Source organism: Pseudorhizobium xiangyangii (assembly GCF_020531965.1).
Classification (GTDB): domain Bacteria; phylum Pseudomonadota; class Alphaproteobacteria; order Rhizobiales; family Rhizobiaceae; genus Neorhizobium; species Neorhizobium xiangyangii.
Genome location: NZ_JAJAWH010000015.1, coordinates 1 through 14,940 on the forward strand (window position 1 = coordinate 1; position 14,940 = coordinate 14,940).

General features: G+C 58.0%; 15 protein-coding genes. 6 read left to right on the top strand and 9 right to left on the bottom strand.

What is annotated here, in order from left to right; all coding sequences use genetic code 11:
• Window positions 1-705: 705 nt before the first annotated feature.
• Window positions 706-939 carry a DUF6894 family protein gene (locus LH464_RS14620; RefSeq protein WP_226787141.1) on the bottom strand — a complete coding sequence of 78 codons (234 nt, stop codon included), beginning with the start codon at window positions 937-939 and terminating at the stop codon, window positions 706-708.
• 220 nt (window positions 940-1,159) lie between these two features.
• Here LH464_RS14620 and LH464_RS24850 point away from each other — a divergent pair, with 220 nt between their 5' ends.
• The 4 genes from LH464_RS24850 to LH464_RS14645 all read left to right on the top strand — a co-directional run bounded on the left by LH464_RS24850 (window position 1,160) and on the right by LH464_RS14645 (window position 4,140).
• A complete protein-coding gene (locus LH464_RS24850; RefSeq protein ID WP_390624988.1) occupies window positions 1,160-2,095 on the top strand; it encodes a Ku protein in 936 nt (311 codons plus the stop codon).
• Window positions 2,092-3,123: a non-homologous end-joining DNA ligase gene (ligD, locus tag LH464_RS14635; protein WP_226787144.1), complete on the top strand. Its 1,032-nt coding sequence runs from the start codon at window positions 2,092-2,094 to the stop codon at window positions 3,121-3,123. The genes LH464_RS24850 and ligD (LH464_RS14635) overlap by 4 nt, the downstream gene beginning before the upstream one ends.
• A gap of 170 nt (window positions 3,124-3,293) precedes the next feature.
• Window positions 3,294-3,767, top strand: a complete 474-nt coding sequence (locus tag LH464_RS14640) for an Hsp20 family protein (protein WP_226787145.1) — start codon at window positions 3,294-3,296, stop codon at window positions 3,765-3,767.
• Window positions 3,768-3,840: 73 nt separating this feature from the next.
• Entirely contained in the window at window positions 3,841-4,140 is a 300-nt protein-coding gene (locus LH464_RS14645) for a DUF982 domain-containing protein (protein WP_226787146.1), read from the top strand.
• 250 nt (window positions 4,141-4,390) lie between these two features.
• Here LH464_RS14645 and ligD (LH464_RS14650) read toward each other — a convergent pair whose 3' ends face one another.
• From ligD (LH464_RS14650) to ku (LH464_RS14670), 5 genes are all read right to left on the bottom strand, one after another.
• Window positions 4,391-7,054, bottom strand: a complete 2,664-nt coding sequence (gene ligD / locus LH464_RS14650; RefSeq protein WP_226787147.1) for a DNA ligase D — start codon at window positions 7,052-7,054, stop codon at window positions 4,391-4,393.
• A gap of 197 nt (window positions 7,055-7,251) precedes the next feature.
• Window positions 7,252-7,842, bottom strand: coding sequence for an SOS response-associated peptidase (locus LH464_RS14655; protein WP_226787148.1), 591 nt, complete (start codon window positions 7,840-7,842; stop codon window positions 7,252-7,254).
• A 776-nt stretch (window positions 7,843-8,618) separates the two neighbouring features.
• Window positions 8,619-8,966 (bottom strand): hypothetical protein, encoded by a 348-nt coding sequence (locus LH464_RS14660; protein ID WP_226787149.1) that lies wholly within the window; start codon window positions 8,964-8,966, stop codon window positions 8,619-8,621.
• Window positions 8,966-9,775 carry a non-homologous end joining protein Ku gene (gene ku / locus LH464_RS14665; protein ID WP_226787150.1) on the bottom strand — a complete coding sequence of 270 codons (810 nt, stop codon included), beginning with the start codon at window positions 9,773-9,775 and terminating at the stop codon, window positions 8,966-8,968. The genes LH464_RS14660 and ku (LH464_RS14665) overlap by 1 nt, the downstream gene beginning before the upstream one ends.
• An 11-nt stretch (window positions 9,776-9,786) precedes the next feature.
• On the bottom strand, window positions 9,787-10,683 hold the full coding sequence (gene ku, locus LH464_RS14670) for a non-homologous end joining protein Ku (RefSeq protein WP_226787151.1): 897 nt from the start codon (window positions 10,681-10,683) through the stop codon (window positions 9,787-9,789).
• 229 nt (window positions 10,684-10,912) lie between these two features.
• Between ku (LH464_RS14670) and LH464_RS14675 the strand changes: the two genes are divergently transcribed.
• Entirely contained in the window at window positions 10,913-11,308 is a 396-nt protein-coding gene (locus tag LH464_RS14675) for a DUF1236 domain-containing protein (RefSeq protein ID WP_226787152.1), read from the top strand.
• Between the two features lie 362 nt (window positions 11,309-11,670).
• On the opposite strand, the gene LH464_RS14680 is transcribed toward LH464_RS14675, so the two are convergent.
• From LH464_RS14680 to LH464_RS14690, 3 genes are all read right to left on the bottom strand, one after another.
• Window positions 11,671-11,964 (bottom strand): hypothetical protein, encoded by a 294-nt coding sequence (locus LH464_RS14680; RefSeq protein ID WP_226787153.1) that lies wholly within the window; start codon window positions 11,962-11,964, stop codon window positions 11,671-11,673.
• A gap of 361 nt (window positions 11,965-12,325) precedes the next feature.
• Entirely contained in the window at window positions 12,326-12,475 is a 150-nt protein-coding gene (locus LH464_RS14685; protein WP_226787154.1) for a hypothetical protein, read from the bottom strand.
• Between the two features lie 2 nt (window positions 12,476-12,477).
• Complete coding sequence (locus LH464_RS14690) at window positions 12,478-12,621, bottom strand: hypothetical protein (protein ID WP_226787155.1); 144 nt, start codon at window positions 12,619-12,621, stop codon at window positions 12,478-12,480.
• A gap of 821 nt (window positions 12,622-13,442) precedes the next feature.
• Here LH464_RS14690 and LH464_RS14695 point away from each other — a divergent pair.
• A complete protein-coding gene (locus LH464_RS14695) occupies window positions 13,443-14,333 on the top strand; it encodes a hypothetical protein (protein WP_226787156.1) in 891 nt (296 codons plus the stop codon).
• The last annotated feature ends 607 nt before the right edge of the window (window positions 14,334-14,940 follow it).

The window sequence follows — 14,940 nt, forward strand, 5'->3', positions numbered from 1 at the left end:
TGATGAACCCTTTCAAAGCAATAGTGATCGACCACAACGTCGGTGACATCGTGGATGGTGAAAGCGATATTTTAAAGGAAAGGTTCGTTCAGGCGCGGTGCCAATCACGCGGTAACCAAAGCTCAGCAAGAAAAGATCGATAAACCATAGATAGAGGTGAAGGGGCAGGATGTCAACTTTTAGTTTTGGGCGAGTTCCTTGTCACTTGTCGCCCAGCCTGTCGCGAGACCTCTTGCCTCGTTGAAGGTATACCCAAACCTGCAAAGTAGCGTCTTCCGAGGCTCGGCTGCGGACGTCGATCGCAACGCGACAGTTGTTGGATTGCATCGTGTGGAAGGTAACAGCGCAAAGGGATCATGCACAAGGGAGCTGGTGGCGGCAACGTAGCCTAGCTCATGCCGTCACGGCTCCTAAGGCGGACATCTCGCCGGAGAAAGTCGCGCCCCCGGAGCATGCAATTGATCGGCATATCAAAGAGTGCTCGGTCTCACGAAACCGCAGATCAAATGAAGGGGGCGGTTCTTCGTTCGCCAAAGGGGCGAATCTTCACTTCGCTTGTCAGCTCTGTCATTTAGGCGACCCAGCGGATGCTACAGGCGAATTGTTTATCACTGGTCTCGCCATTCTAATGATGTGAACGACCCGCCGCGTTCGTCTTCAACATTCTCAATGGAGTCCCATAATGCATCCATATTGGGCTCCGCGTCATTTTACCCTAAACATATCCCTGAACGCGACCTCACGTAAGATCACACCTTCGGGACTCGTGATCTCGAACACCCGGTCGTCGTCCAGACAGAGACCGTCCCTTGCCAACGCCATTTCGACCGCGGCCCTCATTGCTTCCTCGTACGCTTGATCCAGCGTTTCAAATTCTACGCCTGTCTCGTCACGGTCAAGATTGCCGCCCTCACGAATATGGTAGTAGTATTTAAGCATGCGCTACTATACCGCCAGTGGCACGGAAAAGCAGTAGCAATTTTGAACCGCACCGTCAGAATGGAGGTGTTGGTGATGCTCGTCTTAGCCCTCCTTGAACTTGCCTTCTTCATCGCGGCGCGAATACCGCTTGACGGTCCCCGTATCAATCAGTTCGCGTTTCGTCATGGCAGGGCTCCTTTATGTTGCCGCTTCCATAAACGCGGGTCGCATCCAAAGGATGCTTGTGAATCGGAGCCTAGCCGAGAGTGGTGAAACGGGCCCAGCGGGTTGCAAAGATATTGAAAATGATGCGTTTTGGCCCGGAACAATCGGACGTCAATTTAATCGACCCGCACCGGGTCTATCAGGAGTTCGGCGTCATAGGTTCCCCAAGAGCGATCGGAAAGGCTTCACCAAGTTCGGAGGGCTGACGACCTGTCAGACAGCGCAATACACCGCAGCCTCCCCGTCCGAGCGCATCGCGTTTCATACGCTTAATCGAAATACCGGCAATCCGATGAATCGAGAATTCGTCGATGGCGAAAGGGGCAATTCCGTCGAGCGCGGTGACCAGGTCAAAGGCTACGAGACTGAAAGCGGCCAAATATCGTTCTCGAACTGGACGAGGTGTGCTGCGGCGGCTTCCGAAAGGCGATACCACCCCGAAGATCAACGCGTTCATCACCTGCTCGGAAATCAACGCCGGTCTGCGAAAGATCTGGTTGGCCAAGAGGCGTTCTCGATTTTAGACGACGCGATGGAACCTCAGGATATGGTCTGCATTTCGAGTCTGGTAATCACGCGGTGCGAGCGCGCCGCGATGTTAGAGCCATGCGGCAAGGGTATCGCTCTCTGGACTTTGCGCCATGGTGACGAGGTGCGTGATGAAAAGACCTATTTCGAGGGCACCGGTGATTATAGAGCGGATTCCGACATGATGCCGCTGATCCAGCCACTGATCAAAAAGCAGACACAGCACTGGAACCCGACGATAGTCATCGACCCGGTTCAGGACCGGCTCCTCGATATCATCGAGTCCAAGACGAAGGTGCCGGTGGAGCCCTCCAAGAGCAAGGCCAAAGCGCTAGCCTCAGCGTCCGCACCGAGCCACGTCATCAACATCATCGATGCATTGACAAAGTCGGTCGCTGCGGAAACGCGTACTGGCACATGAGCAAACGCGCAAAGCCTCTACTCCAAGACGATGGGTTCACCGCGAGATCCAAACCCAGACGGAAACGCGACCCGGCGCAGCCGAACCTTCCCTTCGACCCAATGCCTGATCGCGTCGAACCTTCCTTGGCACTGCTGAAGACGGCGCCGCCGGTCGGGCCGGATTGGGCTTATGAAATCAAATGGGACGGCTATCGGCTCGCCATCCATATCGAGCCGAAGGGCGTGCGGATCATCACCCGTGGCGGCCACGACTGGACACACCGCTTTCCCAAGATTGCCGCGGCGGCCAAGGAACTCGGAGTCGGGACAGCGATCCTCGATGGGGAAGCTGTCGTCCTCAACGCTGCGGGCCGATCCGACTTCGGAGCGCTACAGCGGTCACTTGGCGGACGCGGCGGCAAACGATCCTCGACGGAATCCATCTTGTTTGCCTTCGACCTTCTGTATTTCGACGGGCATGATCTGACGAAAACAGAGCTTTCAGTCCGGCGGCATCTTCTCGAAGATTTGTTGGAAGGCGCCGTGGGCGCCATCCAGCTTTCGGAGGAACTTCAAGGGGACGGAACGGGGTTGTTGGCCAACGCTTGCTCTCTTGGATTGGAAGGGATTATCGCCAAGCACCGCGACAGCCCCTACCGCTCCGGGCGGACCGGAGACTGGCTGAAGATCAAATGCGTCCAGAGCGAGAGTTTCATGATCGTCGGTTACGAGCAGTCAACCGCGGCGCGCGGCGGTATCGGCAGTCTTCTGCTTGCTGGCCGTCGCGGGCATGACTGGGTCTATGTCGGCGCCGTGGGCACGGGCTTTAAGGAAAAAGATGCCGCGTATTTGAAAAAGACCCTCGACATGCTGAAAACGAGGACGCCGGCCGTGCTGTTGAAAGGCAAGAACTACGTGTTTGCGCAGCCGACGTTGATCGCGGAGATCGAATTCCGCGGCTGGACAGACGAGGGTAAGCTGCGCCATGCCTCATACAAAGGTTTGCGCGAAGTTCAGGATAATGCCGCGGTTTACGAGCTAGATTGAGTGGCGCTAGCGAAGACAAAAAAAGCAAGAATTTTTCTGGCCCTGCTCTTGAATCCAAAATTGGTGAAAACCAAATCGATTGACGCCAGCCGCTGATGACAGGGCTGGCGCTGCAGGGAGCGTCGATTTCGGCGCTTCCGTACCCATGTTGCTTCAAGGAGGATATGGCTATGGCAACATCTTATGACTATGCACCGCTGTTCCGCTCGAGCGTCGGCTTCGACCGGGTCTTCAACCTTTTGGAAAATGCCCAGCGTGCCCGCTCGATCAGCGACTGGCCGCCCTATGACATCGTCAAGACCGGCGATGACAGCTACCGGATCTCTATTGCGGTCGCTGGATTTGCTCAAGATGATCTGGACATCACGTTCCAGTCCAACCTTCTGATCGTCACAGGCCAGAAGAAGGAGACATCCGCCGAGGGCTACCTGCATCGCGGGATTGCCGGCCGTCCGTTCGAACACCGGTTCGAGCTTGCCGATCATGTCAGGGTGAACGACGCTGATCTGAGCAACGGTCTCCTGTCGATTGATCTGGTTCGCGAGATCCCGGAGGCGCTGAAGCCTCGCAAAATCTCGATCCAGAGCGAGCCCACTGTAAAGTCGGCTGCTCCGGCACAGATCGACGCGCAGAAGGCGGCTTAGACCATATATCCGCACAACATGGGCGCCGTCGGGACGGCGCCCATCAACATTCCGGGTTGGGAAGGAGAGAGCGATGAAACCGGATATGTTCAGACAGCCCGTTTCCATTCTTGTCGGCCTCGGCTTTCCGGCAGAGGTTCGAAGCGTGATGGACGCCTACCGGCATCTCGTCGAGTGGCCATCCTCGCTGAGGGACCCCGCGCACTCGGTGGCGCTCAAGGCTTGCACTGCCGCGCTGCACGGCGAGATCGAAGCAGATACCGCGCGGGGACTGTTTGCCGCCTTCGCGGAGAAACATGACCTGCTTGCACCGGACAGCAATCTGATTGCCACCTCACGCCTGCGGCGCGACCGGGACCCTCACGTGCGATGAGGCAGGCCGATGCCCGACGTGTTGGAGGAGGCCCCCAACATGCGATAGCGGCGGGGCGAGCCGTTGCTTCACGTATGCAGCTTCTTCGGCTGATCAACGTCGTGAAAGCGCCGGCTCTTCCGTCAAAGCAAGATTCTCGCCCCCGGGGCATCGGCTTCGTCGGCCGCCGGGAATACCAGAGCCATTCTCGGTCAATAAAGTGCACTGTGCCCTCAGGGAACTCTATCGGTGCTATGGTATCTGACGCTGGTCAGGTGGCTTGCTTCATCGATTTGGCAAGCCGCTTGATCGCTTGTTCGAGCGATCGCCGCCCGTCGGAATAATCCTGCCAAGCGCTCGTCTTCTCAAGCAGCGCCGGCACGGTACGAATGGTGAAACGCTTGGGATCGAGATCCCTCTTCACCTGGCTCCAGGTGAGAGGCATCGACACCGTTGCGCCGGGCCGGGCGCGCGGCGACAGCGGCGCAACCGCCGTCGCCATTCGATCATTGCGCAGATAATCGAGGAAGATGCGGCCGTTCCGCTGGTTCTTCGCCATCTTGATCAGATAGCGCTCAGAGTTTTCGCGCGCCATTTGCAGGCAGACGTCGTGGGCAAAACCTTTTGCCTCCGGCCATGCGAGTTTCCTGCCCTTCGCCACGGCAAGAGGCGTGACCACGTGTAGCCCCTTGCCGCCGGTGGTCTTGCAGAAACTAACGAGCCCAAGCTCTTCAAGCCGGTCGCGCATCTCGCGGGCAGCCTCGACGACGGTGGAAAAGGGGACGTCCGGCCCGGGATCGAGATCGAACACCAGGCGACCCGGAACGTCGGGCAGTTTCGGTTCGCAATTCCACGGATGCAGTTCGACGCCACCGATCTGGGCGACGGCGGCCAGCCCCTCGACTCGATCGATCTGCAGATAGGGCTTTTTGTCGCCGAACACGGTCACCAGTTCCAGCAGGTTCGACGTTCCGGGCATGGCATGGCGCTGGAAGAACTGCTCGCCGCCGATGCCATCGGGGGTTCGGATGATCGAGCACGGCCGGCCCTTGATGTGGTCGATGAGCCAGGGCCCGACGGCTTCGTAATAGGTGGCGAGCTCGACCTTGGTCACCGCCTCGTCGTCTCCAGCGTCAGGCCACAGCGGCTTCTCTGGATTGGAGATCAACACGCCCATCACATTTTCCTTTCCGCCTTTCCGAAAAGATTTGGGCGGCGCTGGCTTTTCGGTCTTGATCTCAGGATCGGGCACGTCGGCCGTGCTCGGAGGAGCCGGCTTTTCCGCGACCACCTCTCCGGCAGGCTTATCTTCTCGCAGGCCTTTGAATGCTGCCTGGCGGACAAGGCCATCGGCCGTCCAGCCGGCGAACTGGATCTCGGCAACAAGCTCCGGCTTCAGCCAGACGATATCAAGGCTCTTCTTGGGCGCTCCGATGCCTGTGAACGGTGACTTTATCGTTTCCAGCTTGCGAAGCTTCGGCAAAACAGTGTCGACGACCTTGGCGCCGTAGCCCGTACCGACCCGGCCGACGTAGACAAAGTTGTCGCCTCGGTTCACGCCGACCAGCAGCGAACGGAACTTGCCGTTCGTCTTGGCATAGGCGCCGATGACGACTTCATGGCCGGCCCGGCATTTGGATTTGGCCCAAGTCTCGGTTCGACCTGACTGATAGGGCGCATCACCTTGTTTGGAAACTATGCCTTCGAGCGACAGGCGGCAGGCCGACTTGAGAACCGCGTCGCCGCCGGTCTCGAAATGCTCGACGAAACGCAGGCGTGGATCGTCACCTGCATCGCCCAGTAATGTCTGTAAGCGTTCCTTCCGCTCAGTGAGTGGCAGTTGCCGCAGGTCCTCGTCGCCCTTGAACAACAGGTCGAAGGCAAAGTAGACCAACGCATCGGTCTTTCCTTCCGATAGCGCTGCCTGCAGAGCAGCAAAGTCTGGCGCCCCATTTTCGTCAAGCGCGCAAATCTCGCCATCGGTGATGGCATCAGGCAATTTTGCGGCGGCAGCTGTGATCGCAGGATATTTGCCTGTCCAGTCGAGGCCCTTACGGGTCTTGAGCGTTGCGGCGCCATTTTCGATCCGTATCTGAATGCGGTAACCGTCAAACTTGATTTCGTGGATCCATCCGTCCGCCGAGGGTGGTCGCTCGCGCGTTTCGCAGAGCTGCGGCGCGATGAAGTCGGGCATCGCGGACTTGGCTGCCTTTGTCTGCTCCGGCCTCTTCTTGGTTTTGGTTTCGGCTTTGCGCTCTTGGGCCGCGAGGCCGTGGTTACTGTCCCAGACCGCATCGGCCTGCATGTCGCTACGTTCGATCATGAACGGCTTCGGCTTTTTTCCCTTGCCGGCGGCGATTGCTTCCATCGTCCGGCCGGACGCGACAGAGGTCGCGTTCTCTTCCAGCACTGCCGCGCCGTTTTCCTCGACGGCGAAATCATCGCGATGCTTGATCAGCAGCCAGTTGGTGCGCTTGCCGCCGTCGCGATCGTTGCGCATCCGCACAAGGACGAAGCTGCCATGCACGCGATTACCTTCCAGCGTGAACTTGAAATCGCCTTTCGCCAGTGCCTGTTCAGGGCTCTTGCCGCCTTCCGGCTCCCAATAGCCGCGGTCCCATAGCATGACCGTGCCGCCGCCATACTGACCTTTAGGGATGGTTCCTTCGAAGTCGCCGTAGTCGAGCGGATGATCCTCGACCTCGACGGCAAGACGCTTGTCGTGCGGATCGAGAGATGGCCCCTTGGTCACCGCCCAGGATTTGAAGACCCCATCGAGTTCAAGACGGAGATCGTAATGCAATCGCGTCGCATCATGTTTCTGGATGACAAAGCGACGGCGGTTCGACGCCTTCAGCTTCGTCCGGCCGCTCGGCTCCTGCGTTTTCTGAAAATCGCGCTTCTGCTTGTAGGTTGAGAGCTTGTCACTGACCATCGCAAGTCCTCGGGACAGATCCGCCCGCGTCGAATGACGACAGAGCTGAGGCGCGGGCCGGACAGGTGGGACGCTCGACTCGTAAAATCCTAGCGTTCATCATCCCTGTCACGTCCGGTTGACCTAGGAACCGACAAGCATCCAGCCCGCATTTTGTTCCACCCTGTTGAGATGTAATGATGGAAACAGAACGCGCGTCAGCCGACCTGCTCGATATTGAGAGTGCCGGCGGGGAGTGGTCTGATCAGAGACTTCGCCGATACTGATGGATCGAGCCAGTCAGCCCAGGCATCCCGCCCAAGGATGACGATCTGCCGGTCGTGGTAAGGAGCGATATCGGGGCCAGGCTCCATCGTCAGCATGGTGAAGGCTTGCCCGACATCATCCGTTTCGCGCCAGATGCCGGCGATGCAGAAGATCGGCTCGTTCTTCTTGGTGAACAGCCACTTGTCCTTGCGCTTTTTCCCTTTTTCCGTTGGATCGGTGAATTCGTAGAAGCCATCGGCAACGATAAGGCACCGGTTAGAAATGAACTCGCGGCCATCGGAGCGGAAATTGTAGACCGGTCGCTTATTCCGGTCCGGCCAGCTCCATCGGCGCTGGACGAGGTCCGCCTCGTCGCGCGTTCCCTCAATCCCCCGGACGATCGGCGCCATATCGGTGATCTTGATGTCTTCGCGTGCTTCAACGTTCGGTACACCTTCACCAAAGCGGATCTTGATCTTGAGATGGGCAAAATCTCCGACGATCGAGGCCACGTCCACCATTAGCCGATAATCGTTGCACATTTGCTCCTCACAGTTCCCGTTGTGTTCTATATATGACGAACGCAAATGATTTCCAGTCACGGCCCCTCTCGACGAAGCGACGCGTCGTCATAAGACGGCAAGTCGGCGATGTGGAGATGGTCGAACTGCCTAGGGGCTGCGCCCGACTGAATTGCGGCCCGCGCACGGTCAATGTCGTTCGCTCTGAATCTAAGACGTTTCACCCATCGCTGCCGGATGCCAGCAATGATTGGTTCCAGGTCGGGGGGATCTGGCAGCCGGGCTCTCCGGATTTGTCGTGCGCCTATGCCATCCTGACCATCAAGGTGAATTCCGACATCGGGCCCCTCATAACCAGTAGATCGACGACCTCCTCCATATCGCCGACCATCGGGTGCCGGTACCGTCGTGCTGCGGTTGATTCACCTTGAGCGTCACCGTTTTGGCGCCAATCGCATCGGCTTCGCGCTAGCCCACATTTTCTTGATCAGCGGCTGAAGGGCTTTCCGGGCGGATTCGCAGGAATGGATGTCCTGCGCCAACGAAAGCTGCGGTCGCTATTGCGACCAGTGCTCTGTTATTGAGCGCTGCTGCCGATCCTGAAGACGGCCTTGATGATTACGGCAAGGACGGCGCATTCTGGCCGAAGACAATCGCTCTGTCGCCGTCACGTTGCCAGACAGGACATAGACGTAGCCAGCGCGAGTACAGCATGAAGCCTGGAAGGAGAACCCAATATTGTCGTATGGCATCCACCAATGGCTCGACCGAGACATACATCAGATTCGCCAAACTCGTCAGGCTGTCCCGCGCCTGTGAGGTTGCTGCCGAAAGCCCGAGGGTGATGCAGCCCCTATGGATGGGAGGGGGCGAACTGCAGAAAGGATGTCCGACTCCCGGATAAACACCTTGCCATTGACGTCATCACCACGGCTAATCGCCGCCGCCGCGAGATCACGGTAGAAGCCCGCGAACCGGGCGAGCCTTCGTAGAGACTTCTCGGGCGGGCGCGCCGTCGCCTTGATGGCTTCGCAGGTCACGATCACTAGCCAGACGGTCATCCCGTCCGTCACAGCAAGCTGACCATTCTCGTAGTATAGAAATGGCGCCGGCTCGCAGAGTTCAATTTCCCTTGCGTGATCCATCAGCTTGCCTTTCTGCTCTTCGTACCGGCCACAAGGCTCTGCTTCAGGGCTGCCATGATGTCGATGACATTGCTCTTGGCCGGGGCATCGTCGTTCTTCGTTCGCGTTTTCTTTCCAGGCTTCAGAGCCTTCTTTTTCTCGGTAATGATCGAAAGCAGAGCTTCCTGGATCGGGTCCGCCACCATGGTCGGCGACCACTTCTCTGTTTTCTGCTTGATCAGCCGCTGCACCATCGTGACAAGCTCCGGCTCAGCATTGTCGTCGATATCCTCGAAGTAGCTCTCCTCCGGCCGGACCTCGTCGCCAAACCGCAAGGTCCAGAGCACGATGCCATGGCCGCGTGGCTCCAGGACGACCGCCCGCTCGCGTCGCCCGACCACCAATTTTGAGATACCGACCACATCGTCGGCTTTCATGGCATCGCGGATCACTGCGAACGCTTCCTGGCCAACCGGATCGTCCGGCATAAGGTAGTGTGGCTTCTCGAGATAAACCCACTCTATGCTGTCGGCGGGAGCGAACTTCTCGATGTCGATGGTTTTAACAGTGTCGAGCTGTACCGCGTCGAGATCGTCTTCGTTCAGGACGACATAGTCGTTCTCGCCGCGCGCGTAGCCCTTGGCCTCGTTCTCGTCTTTCACCAGCTTTCCGCTGACGGAATCGACGTATTGCGAGACCACACGGTTGCCGGTTTCCTTGTTCAGCGTGTGAAAGCGAACCTTTTCGCTCTCCGAAGTCGCCGGGGTCATGTGGACCGGGCACGTTACCAACGACAGCTTCAGGTAGCCTTTCCAATAGGGGCGGGGCACTCGCTATCTCCTCAACTTGCCTTGCGCTGCGGGGCTTTCGAAGCGGCGGTCTTCGACGCCACCCCGCGCGCGGCGCGCTGCCTGCCAGCATTCGCGTTGACGGCAGTGCGCGTTGGTTTCTCTTCGGCGGTCTTCATCATGCCAGCGCTCTCGCGCAGAGCTGCCAGCAGATCGTTGGGTTTGGAGACTTCGACCTTCTTCCGTTTAGGAAGGGCTTTTCCCTCGATCTTGGCCTTTACCAGTTCCGCAAGCGCGTACTCGTACCGATCGTCAAAGGCAGACGGGTCAAACTCGCCCTTCTTCTTCGAGATGATGTGTTTCGCCAGCTCGAGCATCTCACCCTCGATTTTGAGGTTCGGCATCTCCTCGAACGCCTCAGAACTAGACCGAACCTCATAGTCGAAGTTGAGGGTGGTCGCGATCAGACCCTTGCCGTGAGAGCGAATGAGTACGGTTCGCACCCGACGGAAGAGAACTGCCCGGGCGATCGCCGCGACCTTCGACTTCTTCATGGCATCGCGCAGAGCCACAAAGGCATCTGAGCTCGTCTTGTCGGGAACGAGATAGTAGGGCTTGTCGAAGTAGACGTCATCGACATCGCGACAGGGAATGAATGCCTCGATCTCAAGGGTCTTATTGCTCTGCGGGATTGTCGCCGCGATCTCCTCCGGGGAGATGTGCAGGTACTGACCGTTCTCGACTTCGAAGCCTTTCATCTGCGCTTCTTTCGGCACCGGCTCCTCTGTGTCGCTATCGACGAAGATACGATTGACCCGGTTACCGGTGGCCGTGTTGATGGTATTGAATGTAATCCGTTCGGACGTGCTGGCAGCGGTGTAGAGACCGACGCCGCAACTCACTTCGCCGAACTTCACGAAGCCTTTCCACTGGGCTCTGGGGGCTGCCATCCGCTTTACTCCCGAATCACGTAGAACAGCGACTCAATCGGAATCTCAGTGATTCGTTCCGACTCGAAATGAATCGTTTTTCAATGGGTTAGCGATCCGACTTGAGAGTATGATTCAGTCAGCTCGCACGGGTCGTTGCTACCGTAGCCAAATCTTGGAGACATTGCGGGAACCACCCACAACTCGGCGCGTTAATTGGCGCGCTTCAAGCGCCAGTGGAGGAATATAAATGTCAGTCAAACGTCTTGTACTTGTAGGCGCTGCAGTTCTCGTCGCCGGTTCAGCCTTTGCTCAGAACTCTACCGTGACCGGTGCCGCAGGTGGCGCAGTCACCGGAGCAGTCGTTGGTGGCCCCGTCGGCGCAGCGGTTGGTGGTGTAGTGGGCGCCATCGCCGGAACCGCGATCGATCCGCCGCCGGAACGCGTGGTCACTTACGTCCAACAGGCTCCGCTTCCGGCTGAGCGGGTTGTCGTTCAGGAGCGGATCGTGGTCGGCGAACCTCTCCCGCAAACCGTCGTAGTCCAGCAGATTCCCGAAGACCCGAACTACGCCTACGCTGTCGTCAATGAGCAACGGGTCATCGTCGAGCCTTCGTCCCGCCGGGTCGTCCAGGTAATCGACTAAATGCAAGAGCGGTCGGACGATCTCCGACCGCTCGACAATGGAATGGCAGCATGCGCGGTTTTGCATTCGGTATCTCGGTGGTAATGGCGGGGATGGTCGCTTCCCTTGTCTTTCTGCAGGATCCAGCTCCTATGGCGAAAGTTTACGTCCCTGAAGCCAAAACGGCCCTCGTCACCGGAGGCTAGCGGGAGCTTGGAAAACCATTCGACAGCAGCGCGTCTGCCTGTTCCGTTGCCTCCCGCGTCACCAAGGATGTACTTTCACGCGGGGTAGGCAACACGAGGAGGGTCGATCCGATTTCGCCCGGTCTTCGCAAGTTGAAGAGCCGTCTATGTTGGATGGGAAGCGCTGTCTCGAAGGATCTACAGTCGCTGGATCTCGCTCGCCCTGATAACGATTTCTTCCTGGTCAAGTCGGTCTTCCAAATCCTTGCGGTAGGACGCCCACCAAGCCGGGTCGAGGTCTTCTGTCATCACCTCAACGACCACGATCGTGTCCCGGTCGATATCCCCACCGTTCACCCACAGACCTTCCGCCGGAGCGTTGATATGCATCGTCACGCCTCCAAAGGTCTCCGTTAGCTTGGCGCGGACATCTGTCAGCACAGGTTGGGCGTCGTTGCCAACAGGAAGCAGGATCTCGATCAAGTAGCGCATGGTGCCATCCGGGTCAGTTGAAGTCGCCGATCGTGCCTGTTTGTAAGACGATTTCAGGTTCGCCTTCCTCGCCCACGTCGAGGCCGTCTGGGTAGTTTGTTATGGATGGTCTCATTCCTTTTCAACTAAAACGACCAAAACAGTTTTGTGCCGCTTACCCGCAGTCACCAGCTCGTTGCGATATCAACCTGGGCAACTTTCTTCTTCTCAGCAGGCTTCGAAAAACCTCGGTGAGGTTGTGGTTCGTTTGCGAACCTCGTTACGAGCGAACCCTCGTCCGTCGCGCGGGAACGCGTTCCAATACAGCTCGATAGGGTGAATTGCGCACATCCGGGCCGTGGTGGCCACGGATGGGCAACGATCAATTGCTCTGCTGGATCGCATGGGGCGATGGTTGCTCCCCTTCGGGCTGGCCGGTAGTGAAGATGATCATGTAGATGGCGATGACGAGCGCCACGGCGAATGCCACGGTGACGAATGTCATCCATCCCGAGCGAGCTTTTCGATCCATGATCATGACTCATCTTTTAACGGATCGCCACGAGCAGCTCTCAGGTTTTGTTCGGCCTTCTTCTTCAGCAGGTCACGGTTCTCGTCCGCCTGCTTACCTTCGGATCGGGCCGCATCGCTCTCCGGGCTTGTTTTCTGCTCTACCATTTCATCCTCCAGTCGTTGCTCAAATTTAAGTTCAGTAATGATGCGAGAAGTTGCTCGCCTTCTTCCGTAGTGTGCGCGGGGACCCGTCGATGCATCGGCCAGCGTAATTAAGCTCGATTGGACCGTCCGTACTTGCCTGGTGGCCACGTCATCGTTCTAGGACAACCTCCCGCACGGGCTGTCCGCTCAGGATCTCATGGTAGTCTGCGAAGACACGGACCGGTCGACCTTTGGTGAGTGCATAGAAAACACCGTTCTCTCCAAGCCGAACTCATTGGAGTACTAATTGATCCAGAGATTGGTGCAACCGCCGTCACTCGGGGCGCCGATCTCGCGCTGGTGCGTACATTACTACTCGACTCCAGACCTCGACCGGGAGCATCGAGATGGACAACGCAACCAACGCAAGCCTCGCTGACGACTTGGTCAAATACCCCGTGTTGAGCCGATGCCGGTTCCGACGACTGCCTTGCACCTTAGTCGGGGCTATCTGGTCCTGGAACGAGTAACGACATGCCCAAGCGCGCCCGCCAAGCCTCTACTGGTCGATATTCATCCCCGCTAAAAAGCGGACGGATCCGGATGCGTGATCGCCCGGCAGCCGACACTACCGTTCGACCAGATGCCCGTGCGCGTCGAGCGGTGCCTTGCGCTCCCGAAGAGCAGACTGCTGAACGGCGACGTTATACCACATCAAGCTGGACGATTATCAGAACGCGGCCGACACCGAGACGGTTCTCTGGAGGCTGAACAGAATAGTGGATGACGTCGCGCACGTAGTCTTGTGGGCAACCTGTTCGCGCCAAGAACGTTCTCTTCCCATGAGCGAGGAAGCCAAATCAGACAACCTTGAACGGATGGCTAAAGAGGGCCCGAGGCCCGGCGCCGACGTCAGCTTTCCGTTCGACAGAATGACCGTCGAACAGTTCAGGAAACGCTTTCCTCGCGCCCGGTGGAGCGACTCTCGTCAAGCTTGGTTCGTTCCGGGCCGAACTGCGTCGCGTCGATTCACTCGATGGCTTGCAGACCTTGAGGCGGAAGCCGACGCGTTCGCGGACGCGAAGGGCAGGGACTCATTCGAATTCGAACCGATTGAGAGCGTCTACCTCGAACTTGGGAAAGCGGGATTCCGGATCAAGACTCCCTATTCGCGGACCGTCGTTGATAGGCTTCGGGAGGTTCCGTACTCGCGATGGGATGGCGACCTCAAGCTGTGGCACGTTCCTTACCGATCCTTTGAAGACCTTCGGCATCATTGGCCGGTAATTGAAGAGGCGGCACGTCGCAACGAACCAGAGGAACGGCGACGTCGTGCCGAAGCGAGAAAGGGGACCGAGGAGGAGGCGAAGTCGAGAGCGCGAACGGTCGAACGAAATCGACGACGCTATCCATTGACCAGCGACGACCTGCCCCCGGTTGGGTGCGTTGTCGCGATCCACTATGGACTCGTGGTCTTCGAAGAGATCACCGGAGAACTCGTCGATCTGGAGGTCGTCGGCAAATTCTATCACGGCCTCACCGACGACCACGTTTGGGGAATTTGGAGGCTCCCTACGTATGAAGAGCTCGTGCGTGCGTGGCCTTCAAAAACGGCTCCGGCTCCGGGAGCGAAATGGTGGCAGCCGACAATTGAGGAACTCCGACCAGTTCGACGAGCGGCAAGTCGAAAGAGACGCAACGGCAGGCGCAGTAGCTCCACTAAACCGACCTGATGGCGCGTGAAATGCAATCATACCGAGGGCGCTCAATCCGTCCAGGGAGTGCCCTCTAACCCGGGCGCAGCTATCAACGCGCGACAGGAGAAGCGTTGCTGCGGAAGTTGCGCGGTGTCAGGGGCGACCTGATTTAGATGGTGCTCCCGCAAGATCGAAACCCATGCACCTTCGAGATACCTGACATCTTCTGCGGTACGTTGAAGTGGTGTCGTCAACGAGTCACTTATGAGAAAACACAGAAGCACACTGGTTCGCGTTCGTCGCCTCCCTTGGTCGAAAGCGACGCCTGTCGGTGGGGTTACCGTGGGCTCCCCTTTATCAAGGGCCCGCGACAAGGCGAGTCCCAAGTCCCGGCGCAACTCCCGCCTAACAACGGCTGGGCCTCCCTTATCCAGCCGGTCTATACTAGCGCGGGAACTATGGCTCGTTACCAATGTTTTCGTCAGGACCATCTGTAGGAACGGAGGAATTCCCATGGATACTGATAAGTCGGCTCGCCGCGGCATGCTGGTGTTCGTTGGCTGTATCTTCGGACTAGCCGTCGTACTAGCTGGCCTATACTTCTACGTGTATACGCCTGCTACTCCAGGTAAGGAGACTATCA

Coding starts and splice junctions, on each gene's coding strand:
- LH464_RS14620 (WP_226787141.1), bottom strand. CDS start 939: ATGCTTAAATACTACTACCATATTCGTGAGGGCGGCAATCTTGACCGT.
- LH464_RS24850 (WP_390624988.1), top strand. CDS start 1,160: ATGCTTGTGAATCGGAGCCTAGCCGAGAGTGGTGAAACGGGCCCAGCG.
- ligD (WP_226787144.1), top strand. CDS start 2,092: ATGAGCAAACGCGCAAAGCCTCTACTCCAAGACGATGGGTTCACCGCG.
- LH464_RS14640 (WP_226787145.1), top strand. CDS start 3,294: ATGGCAACATCTTATGACTATGCACCGCTGTTCCGCTCGAGCGTCGGC.
- LH464_RS14645 (WP_226787146.1), top strand. CDS start 3,841: ATGAAACCGGATATGTTCAGACAGCCCGTTTCCATTCTTGTCGGCCTC.
- ligD (WP_226787147.1), bottom strand. CDS start 7,054: ATGGTCAGTGACAAGCTCTCAACCTACAAGCAGAAGCGCGATTTTCAG.
- LH464_RS14655 (WP_226787148.1), bottom strand. CDS start 7,842: ATGTGCAACGATTATCGGCTAATGGTGGACGTGGCCTCGATCGTCGGA.
- LH464_RS14660 (WP_226787149.1), bottom strand. CDS start 8,966: ATGGATCACGCAAGGGAAATTGAACTCTGCGAGCCGGCGCCATTTCTA.
- ku (WP_226787151.1), bottom strand. CDS start 10,683: ATGGCAGCCCCCAGAGCCCAGTGGAAAGGCTTCGTGAAGTTCGGCGAA.
- LH464_RS14675 (WP_226787152.1), top strand. CDS start 10,913: ATGTCAGTCAAACGTCTTGTACTTGTAGGCGCTGCAGTTCTCGTCGCC.
- LH464_RS14680 (WP_226787153.1), bottom strand. CDS start 11,964: ATGCGCTACTTGATCGAGATCCTGCTTCCTGTTGGCAACGACGCCCAA.
- LH464_RS14685 (WP_226787154.1), bottom strand. CDS start 12,475: ATGGATCGAAAAGCTCGCTCGGGATGGATGACATTCGTCACCGTGGCA.
- LH464_RS14690 (WP_226787155.1), bottom strand. CDS start 12,621: ATGGTAGAGCAGAAAACAAGCCCGGAGAGCGATGCGGCCCGATCCGAA.
- LH464_RS14695 (WP_226787156.1), top strand. CDS start 13,443: ATGAGCGAGGAAGCCAAATCAGACAACCTTGAACGGATGGCTAAAGAG.